The 20,793-nt window shown below is 43.8% G+C and carries 17 protein-coding genes; 10 read left to right on the top strand and 7 right to left on the bottom strand.

All coding sequences use genetic code 11. The features are described 5' to 3' along the window. The first annotated feature begins 50 nt into the window (after positions 1-50). On the top strand, positions 51-917 hold the full coding sequence (locus tag ACX0G7_RS02660; RefSeq protein ID WP_458921867.1) for a helix-turn-helix domain-containing protein: 867 nt from the start codon (positions 51-53) through the stop codon (positions 915-917). A 2-nt stretch (positions 918-919) separates the two neighbouring features. Here ACX0G7_RS02660 and ACX0G7_RS02655 read toward each other — a convergent pair whose 3' ends face one another. From ACX0G7_RS02655 to ACX0G7_RS02645, 3 genes are all read right to left on the bottom strand, one after another. Next, positions 920-3,373, bottom strand: a complete 2,454-nt coding sequence (locus tag ACX0G7_RS02655; protein WP_458921866.1) for an outer membrane beta-barrel protein — start codon at positions 3,371-3,373, stop codon at positions 920-922. A 111-nt stretch (positions 3,374-3,484) separates the two neighbouring features. Further along, positions 3,485-5,854 carry an ATP-binding protein gene (locus ACX0G7_RS02650; protein WP_458921865.1) on the bottom strand — a complete coding sequence of 790 codons (2,370 nt, stop codon included), beginning with the start codon at positions 5,852-5,854 and terminating at the stop codon, positions 3,485-3,487. Between the two features lie 181 nt (positions 5,855-6,035). Then, positions 6,036-6,215: a hypothetical protein gene (locus ACX0G7_RS02645; RefSeq protein WP_458921864.1), complete on the bottom strand. Its 180-nt coding sequence runs from the start codon at positions 6,213-6,215 to the stop codon at positions 6,036-6,038. A 283-nt stretch (positions 6,216-6,498) separates the two neighbouring features. On the opposite strand from ACX0G7_RS02645, the gene ACX0G7_RS02640 reads away from it, so the two are divergent. Then, complete coding sequence (locus ACX0G7_RS02640) at positions 6,499-6,690, top strand: hypothetical protein (RefSeq protein WP_458921863.1); 192 nt, start codon at positions 6,499-6,501, stop codon at positions 6,688-6,690. Positions 6,691-6,754: 64 nt separating this feature from the next. Here ACX0G7_RS02640 and ACX0G7_RS02635 read toward each other — a convergent pair whose 3' ends face one another. After that, entirely contained in the window at positions 6,755-7,621 is an 867-nt protein-coding gene (locus ACX0G7_RS02635; protein ID WP_458921862.1) for an OmpA/MotB family protein, read from the bottom strand. 671 nt (positions 7,622-8,292) lie between these two features. On the opposite strand from ACX0G7_RS02635, the gene recA reads away from it, so the two are divergent. After that, positions 8,293-9,291, top strand: a complete 999-nt coding sequence (gene recA, locus ACX0G7_RS02630; protein ID WP_458921861.1) for a recombinase RecA — start codon at positions 8,293-8,295, stop codon at positions 9,289-9,291. A 441-nt stretch (positions 9,292-9,732) separates the two neighbouring features. On the opposite strand, the gene ACX0G7_RS02625 is transcribed toward recA, so the two are convergent. Then, entirely contained in the window at positions 9,733-10,359 is a 627-nt protein-coding gene (locus ACX0G7_RS02625) for a T9SS type A sorting domain-containing protein (RefSeq protein ID WP_458921860.1), read from the bottom strand. A 147-nt stretch (positions 10,360-10,506) separates the two neighbouring features. On the opposite strand from ACX0G7_RS02625, the gene ACX0G7_RS02620 reads away from it, so the two are divergent. Continuing rightward, positions 10,507-10,965, top strand: coding sequence for a methylglyoxal synthase (locus tag ACX0G7_RS02620; protein ID WP_458921859.1), 459 nt, complete (start codon positions 10,507-10,509; stop codon positions 10,963-10,965). Between the two features lie 111 nt (positions 10,966-11,076). Further along, complete coding sequence (locus ACX0G7_RS02615; RefSeq protein WP_458921858.1) at positions 11,077-13,518, top strand: AsmA family protein; 2,442 nt, start codon at positions 11,077-11,079, stop codon at positions 13,516-13,518. Positions 13,519-13,586: 68 nt separating this feature from the next. On the opposite strand, the gene ACX0G7_RS02610 is transcribed toward ACX0G7_RS02615, so the two are convergent. Beyond that, positions 13,587-14,498, bottom strand: a complete 912-nt coding sequence (locus ACX0G7_RS02610; protein ID WP_458921857.1) for an ROK family protein — start codon at positions 14,496-14,498, stop codon at positions 13,587-13,589. Positions 14,499-14,532: 34 nt separating this feature from the next. Beyond that, positions 14,533-15,261 (bottom strand): 3-deoxy-manno-octulosonate cytidylyltransferase, encoded by a 729-nt coding sequence (kdsB, locus tag ACX0G7_RS02605; RefSeq protein WP_458921856.1) that lies wholly within the window; start codon positions 15,259-15,261, stop codon positions 14,533-14,535. A gap of 230 nt (positions 15,262-15,491) precedes the next feature. Between kdsB and ACX0G7_RS02600 the strand changes: the two genes are divergently transcribed. The 5 genes from ACX0G7_RS02600 to dnaN all read left to right on the top strand — a co-directional run bounded on the left by ACX0G7_RS02600 (position 15,492) and on the right by dnaN (position 20,678). Beyond that, entirely contained in the window at positions 15,492-16,940 is a 1,449-nt protein-coding gene (locus ACX0G7_RS02600) for a circularly permuted type 2 ATP-grasp protein (protein ID WP_458921855.1), read from the top strand. A gap of 56 nt (positions 16,941-16,996) precedes the next feature. Continuing rightward, complete coding sequence (locus ACX0G7_RS02595) at positions 16,997-17,932, top strand: alpha-E domain-containing protein (RefSeq protein WP_458921854.1); 936 nt, start codon at positions 16,997-16,999, stop codon at positions 17,930-17,932. A 28-nt stretch (positions 17,933-17,960) separates the two neighbouring features. Beyond that, positions 17,961-18,944: a transglutaminase family protein gene (locus ACX0G7_RS02590; RefSeq protein WP_458921853.1), complete on the top strand. Its 984-nt coding sequence runs from the start codon at positions 17,961-17,963 to the stop codon at positions 18,942-18,944. Next, positions 18,945-19,460: a regulatory protein RecX gene (locus tag ACX0G7_RS02585; protein ID WP_458921852.1), complete on the top strand. Its 516-nt coding sequence runs from the start codon at positions 18,945-18,947 to the stop codon at positions 19,458-19,460. Between the two features lie 102 nt (positions 19,461-19,562). Continuing rightward, entirely contained in the window at positions 19,563-20,678 is a 1,116-nt protein-coding gene (gene dnaN / locus ACX0G7_RS02580) for a DNA polymerase III subunit beta (RefSeq protein ID WP_458921851.1), read from the top strand. Positions 20,679-20,793 lie beyond the last annotated feature (115 nt).

Genomic DNA, 20,793 nt, shown 5'->3' with positions numbered 1-20,793 from the left:
GCGCAAAAAAACTATGCCATTGGGTATCAGATCCATCGAACACACTGACCTTGCAACACATCGAATTTTTTGACAAATTTCATTTCGAGAACCGGTATTTCCGGACGGCACCGCCACCCGGTCTCGCGCATTTTATCGATTTTTTCTGGCAGACCGACTTCCATGATTTACTGGCAGAGCTTCCAAATGGTTTTTCGGATGTGTTGTTTCCCAATACCGGGTATACCTACCTCATCAATCTCGGCTCGCCCTATACCATGCAGGTTGGCGAAAAGAAATTTGAAATTAAGGGTGATGGCTTTTTACCAAGGCATCAATCGATAGAGTGTTACCATCGGAAGGGAAACGATTTGTTTGGAATTAAATTCCGTGTTTCGCCTATCCTTTTTGAGAAAAAAATCAATTTCTCTGAATATCGGGGGTATATCTTCCCATTGAGTTACCTGGTAGATCCGAAAATGGTAGAAAGGGTTAAATCAGCACGGGATTTCAAACAGCGAACCTTACTCTTAAGCAGCTATTACGAGTCTATGATCAATAGCCAGTATTCCTGCAACCTAAGCGACAAAGATAACCCGGTCAGAATAGTGCTTGATATTCTCAATTATTGTCATGAAACAAACGACTTTACCACCCCGGTTTCCATTTTTGCTGAAAAATATAAGATCTCTGCCCGCACACTTCAGCGATATTTTGAAATCGCTACAGGAACCAGCCCCCGGAAAGTTCTGCAGATCATGCGGATCCGTAAAGCAACAGAAATGCTGGTCTCCTCTCCGGAAACATTTCAGTCAACAGATTTCGGTTATTATGATCATAGCCATTTCTATAAATACCTTAAACAGTTCCTGCAGAAAGATACCATCACCACGTTGAGGCCGCACCTCGAACTTTTAAGAACCATGCATAGCCGATAATTCTAGTTGCCTGCCCTTTGCCTTTCTTCCTCAGAGCCGGTTGTTCTTTTTCTTGCAGCCTGCACCTTGTTGTTTCCAAATCTATAGGTAAAGGTCAGGTTCGCAACTCTTGTTTCACGATAGGCATGCCATTTCTCGATATAGTTGTCGTAAGTAATCACCGCCCTCGGCAGGTTGGTCCAGAATATATCTGACATATTAAATCTCAATGTCGCTTTGTTTTTTAAAAATGTTTTCTGAACACCGGCCGACAATCCCCAGCGTGAATCGAAAACCATAAAACCATCCCGGCCGCTGGAATTATAGGATCCTATCAGTTCAGCGGTCCAGCCTTTACCGATAGTGAAAGTATTGTTTGACCTCAGATCAAAAGCGGGCTTGCCGGTATTTAAATCCGTGATGCCAAGTGTGCCGTTGTAGTGAATATAAAACAGGTTGCCATTGTTCAGCATGTGCCACCATTTTGTAACATTCACAGGTGCAGACACAGTTAAACCAACATAATCTGATGATGACAGGTTTATAGGAATCTGAACGGTGACATTATCATCAGACGGTATATCCGGAAAAACATCTTTGAAGCGTGCGATCGCGATATTCTGATTGTTTTTTGTTTTGCTGTACGCGAGGCTCACGTTGACTGATCTCAGGGTATAACTTAGTTCGTATGACCAGGTTATCTGCGGCAGTAGTGCGGGGTAGCCAGTCGCATAGGTGGTAACGTCGATCAGAAATAGAAACGGATTGAGTTGGGAGTACCCTGGTCTGTCTATCCTCCTGCTAACAGACACACCCAGTGTCTGATCTTTCGCCACGTTATAGTTGAAGAAGGCACTTGGAAAAAATTGCAGGTAACTGGAATCCCATCTCACATCGCCCATCGCCTGCCTGGTCTCAATGTTTGTTTGTTCAGTTCTCAGACCAACCTGCAGATTGAACTTCTTAAACTCTTTGCTCATATTAATATAAGCCGCATTGTTGTTTTCATCATAAAAAAAGTGGTTTGTTTTATTGACATCATTAACCGGCGTTCCACTGCTCATATCATAAAACTTCGCGTCATTGTCAGATGAAACAAAACTTGTTTTGAAACCGGCTTCCAACCTCGTTCCTTTTTTTATCGGATGTATGTAATCGACCCTGGCTGTCTTCAATACAAGTTCACCGGCCTGGTCGCCATCAAGTATGTAATCTGGCTGAAGCACGCTCTGATCTACGTTAAAATAGCTTGTAGTGTTCCTGGACAAGGAACCTGAGCCGTATCTCCCATAATCAATATCAGCAGTGATCTCCCGTCCGGTGCTGTCAAAACTATGTTTGAAATTGAGGTTGGCTACGGCGTTACGCTGGTGATCATCGTTGGTAGCAATCGCACTGAACCGGCTGATCTGTTGCCCTGCATCGTTTAACACTATGGAACGGTTGTCGCTTTTCCTCGCGATATTGTTGATGCTCCCGTTGATCACAAAACCAATCACTGTTTTGCTGTTAGGGAAAAAATCAACTCCGATTCGCGGAGTATGAGAATGCACGGGCGTCCTTGAATAGTTGTCTTTCAGATCACCCCCGTTGTACTTCCCGCTTTCAAAAAAATTCCTGTCGAGTAAAAGGTTGTTAAGGTTTTTGCGATATGCGAAATTATAGTTACCGAAAGCATTGAATTTTTTGTTACGGTAATTAAAAGTAAATCCCGCGTTTGCTTTCGGATATACGCCCTGGCCATAACCTGCCGTTACACTACCGTTTATGCCCATACGCTGATCTTTTTTCATCCTTATATCGATGATACCCGAGTTGCCCGCGGCATCATATTTTGCTGATGGGTTTGTGATGATATCTATTCTTTCTATAGCGCCAGAAGGGAGACCGCGGAGATAAGTTGCCAGGTCCGCTCCTGTCATCGGAGTTGGCTTACCATCTACCATTATGATTACTCCCGTGCGGCCCCGCAATCCAATGATATCGTTCTGGTCAACGGTAACCCCCGGTGCACGTTCGAGGATGTCCATGGCCGAACTTCCTGCTCCTATTATACTGCTCTCAACATTCACAACCAGCCTGTCATTGAGTTTCTGAATAAACGGTTTGCGGGCGGAGACAACAACAGCTTTCATTTCCTCCTGCTTTTGAGCTTTTAACACGATCGTGCCCGCATCAAATATTCCATCCCCGTTCACAGAAAATGATGGGGTGCTGTAGGCATGGAAGCCGATCATGCTGATCTTTATAAAGTAGTTACCCGGCCTGATGTTTTCGAAATAAGCTATACCATGTTTATCACTTATTGAGGCCTTAACCAATAACGAGTCCTTTGCATGTAAAAGTTCGGCGGTTACATTCCCGACCGGCAGACTATCTGTGCCGGACACCTTTACCTGGATACTTCCGGCGGTTTGACCATAACCACAAATCCCTGAGACTACAATGGCCATCAACAACATAACTTTAATCATCATTCATTTTTTTTTCAAAAATTGACAAAAAACGAATGTCTTCGTAGTAAGATTACATGAATACTACCGCGGAGAAGATGGAAGGATAAAAGCCGGTCGAAGTTTGTCCGATTTTTACATGGCCTGTTTAAACCCGGCCGGTGAAAGGTGTAGCATGATTACCCGGTGAAGTTCGTCAGGATTGAACGGTTTCACCATGATATCGGAGAGTCCAGCCTGGTTGACTTCATATTGCACCTCGTAAGGGAGACTTGCTGTGAGTGCTATAATAGGCACTGTTTCACCTTGTTTCCGCAGTAACCGGGTGGCCTGGTAGCCGTCAAGTACGGGCATATCCAGGTCCATCAATATCAAGTGATGACGCTGCCTGTCGAATTTGTCTATTGCTTCCTGGCCGTTGACTGCAACATCTATATAAGCCCCGCTTCTTTCCAGGAAAGTCTGTGCGACGAGCACATTCATGGGATTGTCTTCAACCAGTAAGATCTCTATTCCTTTCAGTGGTTTTTGTTCGGCTATCGTTTTTATCTCTGGTTTGTTAGCGGTGAGCGGTTCTTCACTATGAAGAAATTTTTGAGTGAAAGAGAAGGTTGACCCTTTGCCTGGTTCGCTCCCGATCACCAGGTTCGTGCCCTGGAGTTGAAGGATTTTCTGACTAATCGATAGGCCGAGGCCGGTACCGCCGTAGCGGCGTGATGTGGAAGAATCGGCCTGGGTAAATCTCTCCAGGATCAGTTCTTTTTTATCGGCAGGAATCCCGATCCCGGTATCAGTCACTGCAAAATACAGCCATGCCGTTCCGGGTTCCAGGCTTTGGAGTTTTACAGTGAGTGTTACTGAGCCTGAAGAGGTAAATTTTAGCCCGTTATGCACAAGATTGTTAAGTACCTGTGCGGTACGGGTAGGGTCACCAATTACATAGTTCTTGATGTTTGGGTCAAGATCAAGCAGCAATGCTAACCGCTTTTCATCCGCAAGCGTTTTGAGGCCCGCCAGTATATTTTTACTCAGAGCCGGAACATCCATTTTTATCTGCTCAAAATGTATTTTCCCGGCTTCAATCTTATTATAGTCGAGGATATTATTGACGATAGAAAGCAGGTTATTCGCAGAAAAAAGTAAGACCTCGAAACTTTCCTGCTGGTCCTTTCTTGGGTTGTTTCTTTGTAACAGATGGGCCATCCCGATAACCGAATTAAGTGGTGTTCTTATTTCGTGTGACATCGTGGAAAGAAACTCCGATTTCACCCGCAATCCTTCCCTGGCCTGGTCGGCAGCATTGTTTAACTGCAACGAGAAGCGGTGTGACAACACCAGCGATTGCAGGAAAAAAAACGCTACATACAGGGCAAATGTCACCCCCCTGATAGGAATGATGATATGGAAATACTGGAGATTAGTGAGTAAAAATATAAGCATCATTACACCACTGCTCATCAATGCGTAGCCTGAACCACTTCTCTTGTTATTCATCGCCCGCACATAGGTATGAAAAGCATATGCGGTGAAAAGAAACATAACGATCAGAAAATAATTCATCAGGGCGGTGAATACGACCGGCGGTGCGACTAAGATGATACCGGAATAAATGCTGCAAAGAACAAGCAAAAAATTAATGATGGTGTTATTTACATCTTCCGGATAGAGCAGCGAGGTGTATTTGCCGAAAAGAGCCACCCCGGTAACAAGTGTAAGGTATTCAAGATGCACAGTTACAGACCATGGCAGGCCTGAAAGAATTCCATGCAATACATAATCGCCTGTACCAATCATGCGGTAACTGTAAACTATGCAGAACAACGAGAAAAACAGGATCGATTTGTCTTTCGTGCCGAAGATGAACAGCCCAAGGAAAAATAATCCACCCATGAAAAGACAACCGGTAAGTAACAGGTCAAGTGCGTGTGACCTGTTCCGGTCCAGGTACATTTCACTTCGTTCACCTATGATGATATCCTGCGAAAAGCCACCCTTTGAATGCCAGAAGTTGGCTACCTGCAAAATAAGCTGAATGGTATCGCCGGAGGGGGCATTAACGGTTTTTGTTTCCCAGAAAGGTTTGGATGCCGCTTTTGTAGTTGCCGTAACTCCGTTCGAGGCAATAAGTGAATTGTTGGCAAATAAGTTTAACGAACAATAAGATTCGGGTACCTGGAAGGCAAGCTTTGGATGACCCGGGGCTAAAATAATGGTCAACGTGTAAGTGCCCGTTCCGTTTGTGGGATCTTTGGGACCCCAATCCCCACCCCATAATTTGGGAAATTCAACAATTTTACCGCCGGAAGCCGCAATCTCCCCCGGTCCAAATAACTGGTCGGGGTAAAATTTCCATTCACCCCGTAGCGAAAAAGAGCCGCTATGAAAGCTTTCTTCCGTTAGGTCCATTATACCATTCCGGGCTCGCTTTTGCGCTACCACAGACTGGGAAAAGACCCCTGCTGCGTTAAGCAAAAGGAGGATCAAGGCTATCATGCACTGTTTCATATACTGTCGGATATCGGACCCGGAGGTTTGGCCCAATTAGAAACGTGCAAATGTCAAAAAAATGTTGCCCCAACAGGATTAATTGATTGATCTGGAACCCATTAAACCTTTTACTCATAGGTAGATAAACAAAAAAAAACCGGCAATTTGCCGGCTTTGATATCTAACAATACTTCGCGGATTACTGATTCCGTGTTGTATCTGTTCTTGTGGTATCCGTTGTTGATGTTCTTGCGGTATCCATAGTTGACTGATTACTGTTAGTTGTGGAATCAGTTGGGGTAGTGGTTGCCGGTGAAGGTGTATCACAAGCTATAAAACCGAGGCAGGCAACTAAGGCCAGTAAGAATATGTTCTTCATAAAATCATTTTTAGTGTTTGTTAATTGAATGTACCCTATCCTATTCAATTACTTTGCCAACGCTGGTGTACGACCCCCCGGGATCGTATTTTTTTTTAGTTCTACCCTTTGTTGTGATTTTGTTATGATTCAAAATCGCGGCGGCCTCAGCGGTGATCCGGGCCACCAGGCCCTGTTAAGTCAATTCATTCCGAATAAAAGGCAATTCATAACTGTAGCCATTTTATCCCACCAAAAAATGATAAATATTTACATTATTAATTGAAACGAAAAAATTAAAGTCATGTTTCGTAAATGGTTATTAGTCATCTGCACTTTGCTCTTCGTGAGTAACCAGGGCAATTCCGCCCGCACCACTACCTGTGGACCGGCGGGCGACGTTTATGAAGTGAACCGGATCGTTCAGGCGGACAATCAATACGGCTGGCAGGTTTCCCGGGGCTCAGTATCGGCTTACGATGTTCCCGCAAACTAAAATGGATGCTACCATTGGTAACATCCATTTCTGATATTTTGTCTGCCTTGTATTTAAGTCTTGATTAAGCTTTTCTTTCCAGGAGCTTGAAGAATTGGTCAAGCATTGGAAGAATCACGATCCTTGTTCTCCTGTTTGTTGCCCTTGTCTCCGCAGATTCATTTACAGTTACAGGTTTATACTCGCCACGTCCCGCGGCCGCCATTTTTGCCGGATCTAATCCATACTGATTCTGTAAGATCCGGATGACCGAAGTTGCACGTTTAACACTAAGATCCCAGTTGTCTATTAATACGCCTCTTGCAAAAGGAATATTGTCTGTATGTCCTTCAACCATAAATTCGATATCAGGTTGATTCTTTAGTACAAGAGCAACCTTGCCCAGGACAGTTTTCGCCTGTTCGGTAACATCATATGATCCGCTTTTGAAAAGGAGTTTGTCTGAAATGTCAATATACACCACGCCTTTATCCACTTTTATGTTTATGTCCTGGTCATTGAGATTGCCGATGGCTCCCTTTAAATTCATAACAAGCGCCATATTCAAAGAGTCTTTTCTTGCCATGGCAGACTGCAGGTCCTGGATGTACACGTCCTTTGCTCCGATATTATCAAGAGATTTCTTTATACTTTCAGCCTGTGAGCTTGAAATAACTGAAAGATCCTGCAATTGTTTCAGGGCCTGTGTGTTGTTTTCTTTGAGAAATCCGATCTGTTTGTTCAGATTATCGATTTCACTCTGCATACTTGCTCTTTTACGCTCGTTTTCAGCGGTCAGGTCGGTACAGTTCCTGAGGTCGCCCTGCAGTTTGTTTCTTTCCGTTTCAAGTAATACATAACGATCCTTTTCTGCCTGCAATTTTTTCTTGCTAACACAGCTAAACAGGAACACAGAAGAGATCAATACTGCCAGAAGATGTTTGTACGTCATATAGGTTTATTTAAGGTTGGTATGAGTAAATCCGGCTCATATACCGTTTGTGAATTTGAGGTTGCCAAAGTTAAATTATTGAATTTATACTCTGATTGAACATCTGAACATTTATTTTAATTTAAGTCGATTTTAATAGTAACAATCTCTGTACCAATCAGCCTTAACATGTCCTGACGCAATGGGAGCAACACTTTAGGTATGGCGGGTGGATAAAATGGACACTGAAAAATACTTATCAACGGTTCAGCGTGCCTGGAGTAAATGTAAAGGATCCGGACCAGTCGTTTGCTAAGATATCCTAAGGCCATCGGGTAACGTTTATCCCTCAGCGAAAACGCATATAGCACGTGGGTAGGTGCCCGCGGTCAGATCGGGTGATGGGGTACATAGATTAATGAGATTAATGGTTATCCGACGTTCTGACACAGATAGGATAAGAATGATGGCCGGTGACCGGGTTATCCCTTCTTCTTTGTTGCTATTTAAAGGCCGCCGTCGAACCCGTATACAGCAGACACTTTTTTTACTTGTATGACTTTTGGATGAAATGGCAATGAGGAAAACCCCCAAAAATATTAGCTTTAAAAAACTAATATTTTTAGTGTTGATAAACTAATTTTAAGTAGATTTGTCATTCGGTAATTTTGAACTCTAAAACTCAACAAAACATGTCAAACGAAAAACTCAAAGCGCTGAAGCTTACGATGGATAAGATCGATAAAGACTTTGGCAAAGGTAGTGTGATGATGATGAACGAAAAGTCGATGGAACCGATCGATGTTATTTCAACCGGTTCAATCGGACTGGATTCAGCGCTTGGGATTGGCGGTTTTCCCAAAGGACGGATCATTGAGATCTACGGACCGGAGTCTTCAGGTAAAACTACTGTTGCGATACATGTTATTGCAGAGGCCCAGAAAAAAGGGGGAATGTGTGCCATTATCGATGCTGAACATGCATTTGACAGTGTATATGCCCGTAAACTGGGGGTTGATGTTGATAATCTGCTGATTTCCCAGCCTGATTATGGCGAACAGGGTCTTGAGATTGCCGATCGCCTGATACTTTCCGGGGCATTGGATGTTGTGGTAATTGACTCAGTGGCTGCCCTGGTACCTAAAGGTGAGCTTGAAGGAGAAATGGGCGACAGCAAGATGGGCTTACAGGCGAGGCTGATGAGCCAGGCGCTTAGAAAGCTCACGGCGACCATTAGCAAAACAAACACAATCTGCATATTTATTAACCAGCTCAGGGAGAAGATTGGCGTGATGTTCGGAAATCCTGAAACCACCACCGGTGGAAATGCGCTCAAGTTTTATGCTTCCATCAGGCTTGATATACGACGTATGGCTCAGATCAAAGACGGTGATGAGGCAGTCGGTAACCGTGTGAAAGTGAAAGTCGTGAAAAACAAGGTGGCGCCTCCGTTCCGTGCTGCTGAATTTGACATTGTATTTGGCGAGGGTATCTCCAAAAACGGCGAGATCATCGATATGGGTGTCGAGCTCGGTATCATTCAAAAAAGCGGTAGCTGGTTCAGCTACAATACCGATAAGCTTGGCCAGGGAAGAGAAACCGTTAAACAGCTGATGCACGATAATCCCGAACTCGCCAATGAGATCGAAGGAAAGATCAGGGAAAAATTAAAAGAGATGCAGAACGCTTAACAAGTTTGTAGTTTTAGATTTATATGGGTTAGTAAACTCACGGCTTCCTTTCAAGGAGGCCGTTTGTGTTTTGACTCGTCACTACGACACGTTAGCTATAGTTATGTTCCGTGTAAATAGTACACAGAGGGTGCTCAAAAATGTAAGTGAATGACTGATTACAGAGCCAGGAAGCAAAATAACAAAAACGATCTGTATGAATAATTCATTGCTGTTAGTGGAAGATTAGCACAGCGTGAAGAGCAGCCAGTTGTCTTAGGAGATCGCAACTATTATTAAGTTATCGGGACCGGCCTAAAAAAAAAGAAGGGGCCTGAATAAAAATTCAACCCCGTTTTTAAAATCCAATATCCTATGAAAAACCGATGTAAAAGTACAGTCCGGTTTTGATATCTGCAATACTATTTTGTGGTAATATGAGAAATACTTTGGTCGCTAAGGTTAATTCTTTATCAGACGCTCTTGCACAATCGTATTAGCAAGCCTGTTGTTCAGTCTCAGTATATAAATTCCCTTTTCCAGTGTCGACACATTTATGGTTTGAAGTCCCTGGAGGTTGCCCTGTGAGAGTCGCATTTTGCCCGTCCCGTCAATAATTTGAACGTCCAGGGGATTGTCTGACCGTATGATCAGTATATTGTCTACAGGATTAGGATAAAATTTGAAAGAGATGTCACCGGCGATCTGAACGTTTATCGGCTTAGAATAAAACTGCCGGTTGTCTTTAGCCGAACATTTGATGCGATATATATTTTTCCCTTTAGCCGGAGATTCATCTATCCATTCAAACCATTGTGAAACCTGGGCCATCTTTATAACCGCAACCACTTCAAATTCTTTACTGTTACAGCTGCGCTCAATCGAGAAAAAGTCTGTAATAGATGAATCAGCCAATCTCCAGTTTAAGATTACCCTTGTGTTTTCTTTGATGATGTGAACCAGGTCAGTAATATAATAGGAAGAGTCCGGGCTATTAACCGCCCTTTCGGGAAGTAAAGAACCAGCCTCCTGAGCAAGGCATAAGAATGCACTCAGGCTTAATATCAAAATTAAGAAGCCTCTGATCATGAACTTAATGGGTAGTAATGGGATGTAGTTATCCACAAAGTTAGTGCCTGAATGTGGAAAACGTTGTATTCTGCTGAAAATTATTTTATTAGCGTTAATATTTACCTAAACAATTTTAGCTTTCGATAATATTTAAATCAACATACAATGAAAGTGATCCGCAAACTCAAGCCCCGCAAAACGATTGCGCTTGTTGCACACGATAACAAAAAAAAGGATCTTATTGACTGGGCCATGCTTAATAAGATCATCCTGGCCAGGCACGACCTTGTTGCTACAGGAACTACCGGAACCTTGCTGGAGGATAAGCTGGACCGGCCGGTGAAAAAGGTGCTGAGCGGCCCGCTGGGCGGGGACCAGCAGATTGGAGCAATGATAGCTACCGGGGATATTGACATCATGATTTTCCTCTGGGATCCCATGGAAGCCCAGCCACATGACAGTGATGTAAAGGCTTTGTTACGTGTTGCCATCGCATGGAATTGCCTGGTTGCCTGTGATGTTTCCACTGCAGATTTCATACTGACTTCTCCCCTGATGTTACAGGATTATAACGTCGAAATACCCGATTATTCGGGTTACCTCAAAAGACGTATCGAACGTTAAGCGCATTTGGGTGGTCTGCCTTTTGCATTATCCAGTTAAAACACAAGAACACTGTTACCTCGTTAATGCTTAGCCGTGTAAACGGTTCCAGATTCTACCACAATCAACGCTTTGAAGAAGATTTTACGATACATACTAAAAGGGACCGGCATTTTAATAGGCGTCCTGCTCATATTCTGGTTAGTTGTTATTACCTACGTTTCCCTTAATAAAAAAGAGATCATTGCCAGGGTTACCGGGGAACTCAATGAAAGGATGAATGCCACAGTCATAATCGGTGATCTTGACCCATCCTTTTTCCAGACATTCCCTTTCCTGTCTCTCAAACTATCAAATATTTCACTCCGGGACTCGCTATGGGATACGCATCACCACGACTTTCTGAAGGCAGAAAAGTTCTTTCTCCGTGTGAATCCCCTGAGTTTGTTTTCCGCGACCCCTAAGATCAACAAGATAATAGTGGAAAAGGGATCCATCTACCTTTTCACGGATACGACAAATTATACCAACGTTTATATCATGAACGCGAAGAAAAAGAATACGCGTAAAGGGTTGAAGCCCCCTTTCAATGGTATAGAGTTAAAGGAGGTCAGGGTGACTTTTGTGAATCCTTACCGCGGTAAGCTATTCGACTTCGATATAAAAAAACTGGTTTGTGATGTAGATAGCGAAGACAGTTCTACCGTGCTGGGTGTAAAAACAGATATGTTTGTTCATGACCTTGCTTTTAATACCGACAGAGGAGTTTTCTTAAAGGAAAAACGGGTTGAAGGAAAGTTTTCACTGTTATTAGATCAACAATTGATAGCCGTCGACCATATACTTCTGAAAATTGACGGTCAGCCCTTTGAGATCTCGGCCACATTTGAACTGGGTAATGATCCGAAATTCACACTGGACATTGCAAGCAATAATGCGAAATACCGCGATCTTATCAGCCTCCTTACGAAACGACTGGAAAAGAAGCTTGATACATTCGGAATCAGTAATCCCCTAAACGTGACTGCAAGTTTGAAAGGTAGCCTGTTACCCAGGGCCATTCCCCTGGTCAACGTAAAATGGGTGGTAAAGGGAAGCGATCTGAAAACACCAGCCGGAGATTTTATGAATTGTTCTCTCGAAGGTGCCTTTACCAACCAGGCAGATACAACCTTGCCGATGAACGATTCGAACTCTGTCATCAGTATCACTTCTTTTAAAGGAAACTGGGAAAATATACCGTTGTCATCATCAAAGTTTCTCATAACGAATCTTGGTGAACCGAAAATGGCCTTCGATCTTCACACGGATGTAGAGCTACAATCGCTCAATGACCTTACCGGAACCGAATCTTTTGAGTTTTCAAAAGGAAAGGCCAATGTAAACATCAATTTTTATGGTCCTGTTATGGCTGCGGACACGGCACAGACCCTTATTTCGGGAGCCGTTGACATTTCGGACGGCGAATTGATTTATATCCCCAGATCCCTGACCTTATCCAATTGTGAAGGTTCGCTGATCTTTGACAAAAAGGACGTCTATATCAAGGATCTTCGGGCAAACACCAAAAGAAGCGATTTGCTGGTTGGGGGAAAAGTCGAGAACTTTTTGTCAATGCTCAATATGGTTTCTGAAAACATGCTGGTCGACCTGAATATTAGTTCTTCAAAACTTGATCTTACAGACTTTACGCAGAACCTGCAAAAACGAAGCGTTTCCTCAAAACAAAAGAGCAAGGCGCGCCTGCTTAAAATTGCAAACAGGATCGACAAGTTGATTGCGGAATCGGCAATGAAAATCGATCTTGCCGCAAAAAAGATCCAGTATAAAAAATTCGTCGGTAGCAATGTCAAAGCAGCAATGATGTTGGAAAAAGACGAATGGACTCTTCAGAATATTTCGATGAACCATGCAGATGGCTCATTCGTGATTGACGGAAAGTTAAAGACAACCGGAAATGATAATCCTTTTTCGATCAGGGGTAAAATGGACAAAATTGATATCAGCAAGGTTTTTTATTCCTTCAATAACTTCTCACTGGATGGCCTCACTGATAAAAACATCAAGGGAGTGCTGACTGCTGATTTTGAAATCGCAGCATCCATAAACAACAAGTCTGAACTTGTTCCCTATAGCACCCGTGGATTCGTTAACCTGAGTCTTAAAGATGGCGCTTTACAAAATTTTGAGCCAATGCAGAAGATCTCGGCCTCAGTTTTCAAAAACAGGGATATGTCTGATATCCGCTTTGCTGAGCTCAAAGACAATCTTCAGATCAACGGAACTGCTATAACGATAAATAGTATGGAGATTCAATCCACGGTTCTTACAATGTTTATCGAGGGTACATATGATATGAAAGCGGGACCGGATATGAGCATACTGGTACCACTGAGTAATCTGAAAAAACGGGGACCCGAGTATGAGTTGGTGAATAAGGGAACTGATAGTAAAAAAGGGCTGAGTGTTCACCTGCGCGCCAGGTATGGCGATGATGGTAAGGTGAAGATCAGCTGGGATCCATTCAAAAAGGCTCTGAAAAATAAAGACAAAAAAGTTGCAGCCGCAAACTAGTTTCCGAAACAAAAGATTTCAGGCGAAAGCCAAAATATTTCAGGCGAACATATAAAGCCTGATATATGTCAGACTACAAGGGCTGCTGCTCCGAAAACGCCGGCACTATCGCCAAGCTGCGGTTTAAGGATCTGCACATCAAGCCTGTTGTTAAAGATGAATTGCTTTAAGGAGTCAAGCCCTTCGGTATACACGGACTCTATGTTGCCGACCCCTCCCCCGATTACTATTACATCAGGATCGAGTATGTTGATAACGTTTGATATTGCCTTGCCAAAAAAATAATGAAGCCTGTGTATGGTTTCTGTTGCTGCCTTATCGAAACCCTGGAGATGTCTTTGTGTGATCTCTTTCAGCGTGATCACCTGGCCGGTGATAGAGCTATAGTATCTCTGTAATGAAGGTCCGGCTAATACTTTTTCAACACAGCCGGTTTTCCCGCAATAGCATGGGCCCCCTGACTCATCTAAAAAATTATGGCCCCACTCACCGGCAATACCATGGTGACCGTTCCAGATCTTGCCGTCAATAACAATTCCACCGCCCACACCCGTTCCCAGGATAATTCCGAAAACCATCCTGGCCTCCGGGCATTTATCTTTAACCACACCCCAGGTTGTTTCAGCCAGGGCAAAACAATTGGCATCATTCGCCAGCTCAATCTTAATCCCCAGCCTGTCTTCCAGGTCCTTCTTTAGAGGCATCCCGTTAAGGGCCGTTGAATTGGAGTTTTTCATTGTCTGCAAAACCGGGTCAAGTACTCCGGGAGTTCCTATACCAAGACTTTCAGGTTTTAATCCCGTCTTTTTTTCAAGTGATTCTACCAGCGTGACCAACTGGTTCACTATATGATCATAACCCTTTGCTCCCTCAGTATCTACCCTGTTGCGGACAATTGGTTTGGGATCTTCCAGTGAGGTAATAACTACACCCTCAATCTTGGTTCCTCCAAGATCGATTCCCCATAATGGCTTGTTCATTGATTACGTTTTATCCTTTTTAAATCCTTTGACGCTAAGAGATCGTGTTCAGTGATTTTATTGCTCGTTCCAGATCTTCCGGTGTATCTATCTCAACTCCCATGTAGTCAACCTGCACCATTTTTAGCTGTATACCATATTCAAGGTATCGCAGACATTCAATTTTTTCTGCAGCCTCCAGCGGTGTAACGGGCCAGGTGGTGAAATCCATAAGAGCCTGTTTCCGGAATGCGTAGACGCCGATATGTTTGTAATAAGTAATAGGAGGTTCTTCGCTCCGCGGATATGGGATCGGGCTCCGGCTGAAGAAAAGAGAATTGTTGTTGCGGTCAACGGTAACTTTCACGAAACTGGGATTATTGATAAATTCCTTTTCAGTAAGCACCTGCATCAGCGAAGCGACTTTTACTGAAGGGTCGGCAAATTGTTCGACGAGCCGGCGAAGCGGATCTTTTTTTACAAAGGGTGTGTCTCCCTGCACATTAACGATCACGTCGACCTCCATATGCGCTACAGCTTCGGCTATGCGGTCGCTGCCACTTTCATGTTCCTTTTTACTCATAATGGCAACGCCGCCATTGGAAACAATTTCATCATAAATTGTCGCGCTATCTGTAATTACTGCGACCTCATCAAAAAGCCCCGTTGCGACAGTGGCATCATAGGTATGCCTGATCACGGGCTTATCGCCGAGTATCTGCATCAGCTTCGCGGGAAATCGCGTTGAGGCATACCTGGCAGGAATCATCGCAATTGTTTTCATATAATAGCACTTAACGATATTATGTTCTGAGGCATGGTTAACAAGATTACCCTGTTAAGGTCTGTAAATATCCAGAAAACTTCAGGTAATACCTTAAAAATATTGCCTGCTCTCAAAGATTCGTTACCCCGTTTTGGGTCCGGATCGTTATATTTGTTTAGATCGCGATCGACTGATCGGGATGCATGAACAACGACTACTGCCATCTTATTTTACCTAAACCGATGGTCATGCAAACAAGCGAATTGTTAAACGGCTATCAACTCGATTCCCAAACATGGGATGAGATGAGTAGCCAGGATGGTGTGCGTGAACAATACCGCCAGGTGGTTGAGTTCATGAGTAAACTCAGTATTGAAGAATTGAACAAGAAAGAAGATCTTGCCAAACGGCTTTTTATGAGCCAGGGCATCACCTTTACCGTGTACAGCAGCGGAGAAGGAATAGAAAAAATCTTCCCTTTCGATATCATCCCCCGTATTATTACTGCCGTTGAATGGAGCTATATTGAAAAAGGAATCAAACAACGGCTTAAGGCACTGAACCTGTTCCTCAAGGATGTTTACAATGACCAGTTTATCATCAATGACGGAATTGTGCCGGTTGAAATGGTGTATAGCTGTCCTCATTATCTCCGGGAGATGCATCGCTTCCCGGTACCTTATGATATTTATGTTCATATAGCAGGGATCGACCTGATCCGCAATAATGATGGTACCTTTTTTATCCTGGAAGACAACCTTCGAACGCCCAGCGGGGTGAGCTATATGCTGGAAAACAGGGAGATCACAAAACGCATCTTCCCTGACCTGCTGCCTAACAATAATGTTCGCAGCGTAATGGATTATCCTAACATCCTGCATAAAAACCTGATGTCGCTTTCGCCGGGCAAATCTTCTGACCCCACCATTGTACTGTTGACCCCCGGTATCTATAATTCAGCATATTTTGAACACACAACCCTGGCCCGCCTGATGGGTGTAGAGTTGGTTGAAGGCCGCGACCTGGTGGTTGACAACCACCGCGTATTCATGAAAACAACAACCGGCCTTCAACAGGTAGATGTAATTTATCGTCGCGTTGATGAAGATTTTATCGACCCGCTGGTATTCAACCCGGCAAGCGCACTTGGTGTATCCGGTTTGCTCAGTGCTTATCGCAAAGGCAATGTTGCCATTGTAAATGCGTTGGGAAATGGAGTGGCGGACGATAAGGCAATTTATACTTATGTGCCGGACATGATACGTTATTACCTTAATGAAGAACCGATCCTCAAAAACGTGCCGACATACAAGCTCGACAACCAGGAACACAGAGACTACACTTTCGGCAATGTTTCTAATATGGTCATCAAAAAAACAAATGAAAGCGGTGGCTATGGGATGCTGATGGGCAACTCGGCGACCGACGAAGAGATCGCCACATACCTTAAAGAGGTAGTAAAGGACCCGAGGCAGTTCATAGCACAACCAATCATTTCACTTTCTTCAGCACCGTGTTATATGAATAACAAGATGCAGGCCCGGAGGGTTGACCTCAGACCCTATGCGCTCTGTGGTCCCGATGGAATAGAAATCGTTCCCGGCGGTTTAACCCGTGTTGCACTAAGGGAAGGTTCCATGGTGGTTAACTCATCCCAGGGCGGGGGAAGCAAGGATACCTGGGTACTGGCAGATTAATATTTATCAGAATATCGTTGGCTAAAAAATCATTTATCATTTATGTTGATTAATATATGCTGAGCAGAGTAGCAGACAGTTTGTACTGGATGACAAGATACATGGAACGGAGTGATGGAATACTTCGCATGCTGAAAGTGAATTACGCATCGTCACAGGATGAGGGTAAGGATTTTTCCTGGCACCCGGTTCTGCGGTTATTTACCTACCTGGATGAACCGCAAACCGTGGCAATGGAAAAAAATACGAGAGCTGCTCTCAAGTTCATGGTTATCGGTAAGGAGAATCATAACTCAATTCTCAACATCGTAACAAGGGCACGTGAGAACGCCCGCAGCGTCCAGGATCATATCACCAAAGAATTATGGCAGGCACTAAATGATTACTATCATGCTATTAAGGATCCCCATGTGGAATGGTTGCTTGAAAAAGACGACCCGATAACCGTGATAGATGACCTGATCAGGGATGGACTTCTTTATTCTGCGACCTCCGAGGTAACCATGGCCCGCGGCGAAGGCTATTCGTTTATGAACATTGGTAAATTACTTGAACGTGCCATACAATCAGCAGACATTGTCGACGTTAAAGTGAGCAACATCGATGATGGTTTTCCCAAGGTCTCAGATATCACCTACTGGAAATACCTGTTGATGTCGATCTCTGCCTATGAACTATATATCAAAACTTACCGGGGTGGCTTTGAACCAAAAAATGTGGTTGAAATGATCATCCTTAACAAGAATTGCCCCAGGTCGGTGATGTATTCACTCGATCACATCCACCGTTATTTTGAGCGCTTCAGGAACGAGAACAACCTTGACAGTTTTCAAAAGATGGATTTTATGATTGGTAAGCTGAAGAGCAAAATACTTTACTCCACACCAGACACCATCATGGAACAAAATCTGCATGAGTACCTGCTGGATATCAAGAAAGACCTGCACCAGATCGCAAATGGTCTTAATCAATATTACTTTGCTTACACCTAAACAATACAAAAAAATCTAATATTAAAGGATGCCGCGTTTTAAAATTCATCATATCACTAAGTACAGTTACCAGGTCCCGGTAAGGGATAGTGCCAATCAGATCATGTTATACCCGGTGAAAGACCTCTACCAGGACGTATCTAAACAAGAGTTACATATAACAGGCAATCCGCCAATTGACACCTACATCGATTATTACGGGAATGAAGTCGGCTCGTTTATGCATGCTCAGCCGCATGCTGAACTCAGGATCGAATCAAAGATTGAAGTTTTCACCCACAGCAGGGTGATTCCGCAGGATTCGCATTCCAAAGAGGATCAATGGGAACAGCTCAAAAGACTAAGGTCGACGGTTCCTTATATTGACTTTCTTAAACAGGAGAGATTTGAATCCCAGGGCGAACTCAAAGCTATTGCAGACAGTATCGACAGTAAGTCAATCACGCCTTTGCAGGCATGCATCAGGCTCAACGGCTACGTATATAAAAACTTCAAATATATTCAGGGCGTAACCAGCGTTGAGTCAACAGTGGAAGAGGTTTGGAAGCTGAAAGCCGGCGTTTGCCAGGATTTTGCCCAGGTTTTGTCCGTAATGCTACGGATGATTGATGTTCCCGCCCGTTATGTGAGTGGGTATGTTTGCCCCAACCGGAATGGAATGCGCGGTGAGGGCGCCACACATGCTTGGGTCGAGGCATATATTCCCTATTATGGCTGGCTCGGTCTGGACCCGACAAATAATGTTGTCACAAATGATCTGCATGTGCGTCTGGCTGTGGGCAGAAGTTTTAACGATTGTTCACCAGTGAAGGGTACCTACAAAGGAACATCCAATCACAAGCTGGAGGTCGGGGTATCGGTAAGTTATGAAGACGGACATCATCTCGAAGATAAGGCGACGGTGTTGCGCCCCCACCCGGTAAAGGCGGATAACAATAGTAATTCATACCGCCGGTACATGGAAATGATACAGCAACAACAACAGCAGCAGCAACAGCAAAAGCAGCAGTAAGTGCCGGAGGATAATCAAAAGAACAGTCATTTTCCCCAAAAGCAAAAGGGTTCCGTTTCCATAGATCAGGCCTTCGAAAAGCTGAAATATTATTGCGGCTACCAGGAAAGGTGTCACTCTGAGGTTAAGGACAAGCTTTATTCCCTGGGGCTGTGGCAAACCCAGGTGGAAGAACTCATCTCCCGGCTGATCGAGGAAAATTATCTGAATGAAGAGAGATTCGCGCAGCAATTTGCCGGGGGAAAGTTTCGGATGAAGCAATGGGGAAGGATCAAAATAACCTACGAACTGAAGAAGAAAGGAGTCAGCCCTTACAATATCAAAAAAGGTCTTAAAGAAATTGACGCCGATGATTACGATAGGGTTTTTCAAAAGTTAAGCGGGGACAAACTTGAATCACTGGCAGGGGAGAAAAACATATTTGTCAAAAAAAGGAAATTGCAGGATTATCTGCTTCAGAAAGGATACGAGAGAGATCTCATCAACGATGTTCTGCGGACTATGGGAAAAAGCTAATATCTCCCATGCGATTCAAGGATTTACACATCGCGCTTAAGTTCTTAACACCATCCCGATATATGCTAAAAATCAGTAGTTTCGCTGCAAACCAATTGTAAGATGAAGTTTATCGTTTCTTCTTCGGCCTTATTGAAACAACTCCAGCAGATCAGCGGAGTAATTAATGCGAATACTGTATTGCCGATCCTGGAAGACTTTTTGTTCGAAATTGAAAAAAACAAGCTGACTGTTGTCGCCACCGACCTCGAAACAGTCATGAAAATTGAAATGGATATCGAAGCGAGGGATAATGGCCGCGTCTGTATACCGGCGAAGATCCTCCTGGATTCATTAAAAAATATTCCTGACCAGCCGCTGACTTTTAATATCGATAAAAATTTTGGAATCGAGATTACCAGCGATAACGGTAAGTATAAGGTAATGGGTGAAAACCCCGACAATTTTCCGAAGGAACCCGTCGCCGACGAAACAACTTCATTTACCATTACTTCTTCCGGCCTGGTTACAGCTATAAACAAGACGCTTTTTGCCGTTTCGAATGACGATTTACGTCCTGCAATGACAGGTGTATTCTTTGAGATGGATAAAAAAGGGATCCAGTTTGTGGCCACAGATGCGCACAGGCTGGTGAGGTATAAAAGGACTGATGTCAGCTGCCCTAAAACAGACACACTGATCGTTCCTAAAAAACCCCTTAATCTCTTAAAAACGGCCATGCCCGACAATGAAGATGAGCTGACTATCAGTTACAACAGCAATCATCTTTTCGTGAAACATGGCACTACCCAGATGAGTTGCCGGCTGATTGATGCCCGTTTTCCGGATTACAAGGTGGTAATACCAGCAGACAACCCTTATAAACTTACTGTCAATAAAAATGATTTCCAGGGCGCACTTCGCCGGGTGAGCATTTTCAGTAACAAAAGCACGAACCAGGTTGTCCTCAATATCCAGGGGAGCGAATTACAGCTGGCTGCCCAGGACGTGGACTTCAGCTTTGAGGGTAACGAAAGGATGAAATGCCAGTATGATGGCGAAGACCTCCAGATCGCCTTTAATGCGAAGTTCCTGATTGAGTTGCTGCATGCGGCAGATACACCCGAAATAAACGTTGAGTTATCCACTTCCACAAAAGCAGGGATCATTAAACCCACCGAGCAGGAGGAAAACGAAGAATTGATGATGCTGGTGATGCCACTTATGCTCAACAACTAGAGTTGCGGTAACACTTATGCTCAACGACCAGAGTTGTGGTATAACTCATGCTTGACAACCAGTATTGAGGTAATTAACATTTTTCATCGCTCATTTGATTATAATTTTGAAAGGT

This window comes from Flavitalea antarctica, from assembly GCF_054461535.1.
The sequence above is the reverse complement of the archived record's forward strand: the minus strand, read 5'-3'. Positions and strand labels throughout refer to the sequence as shown.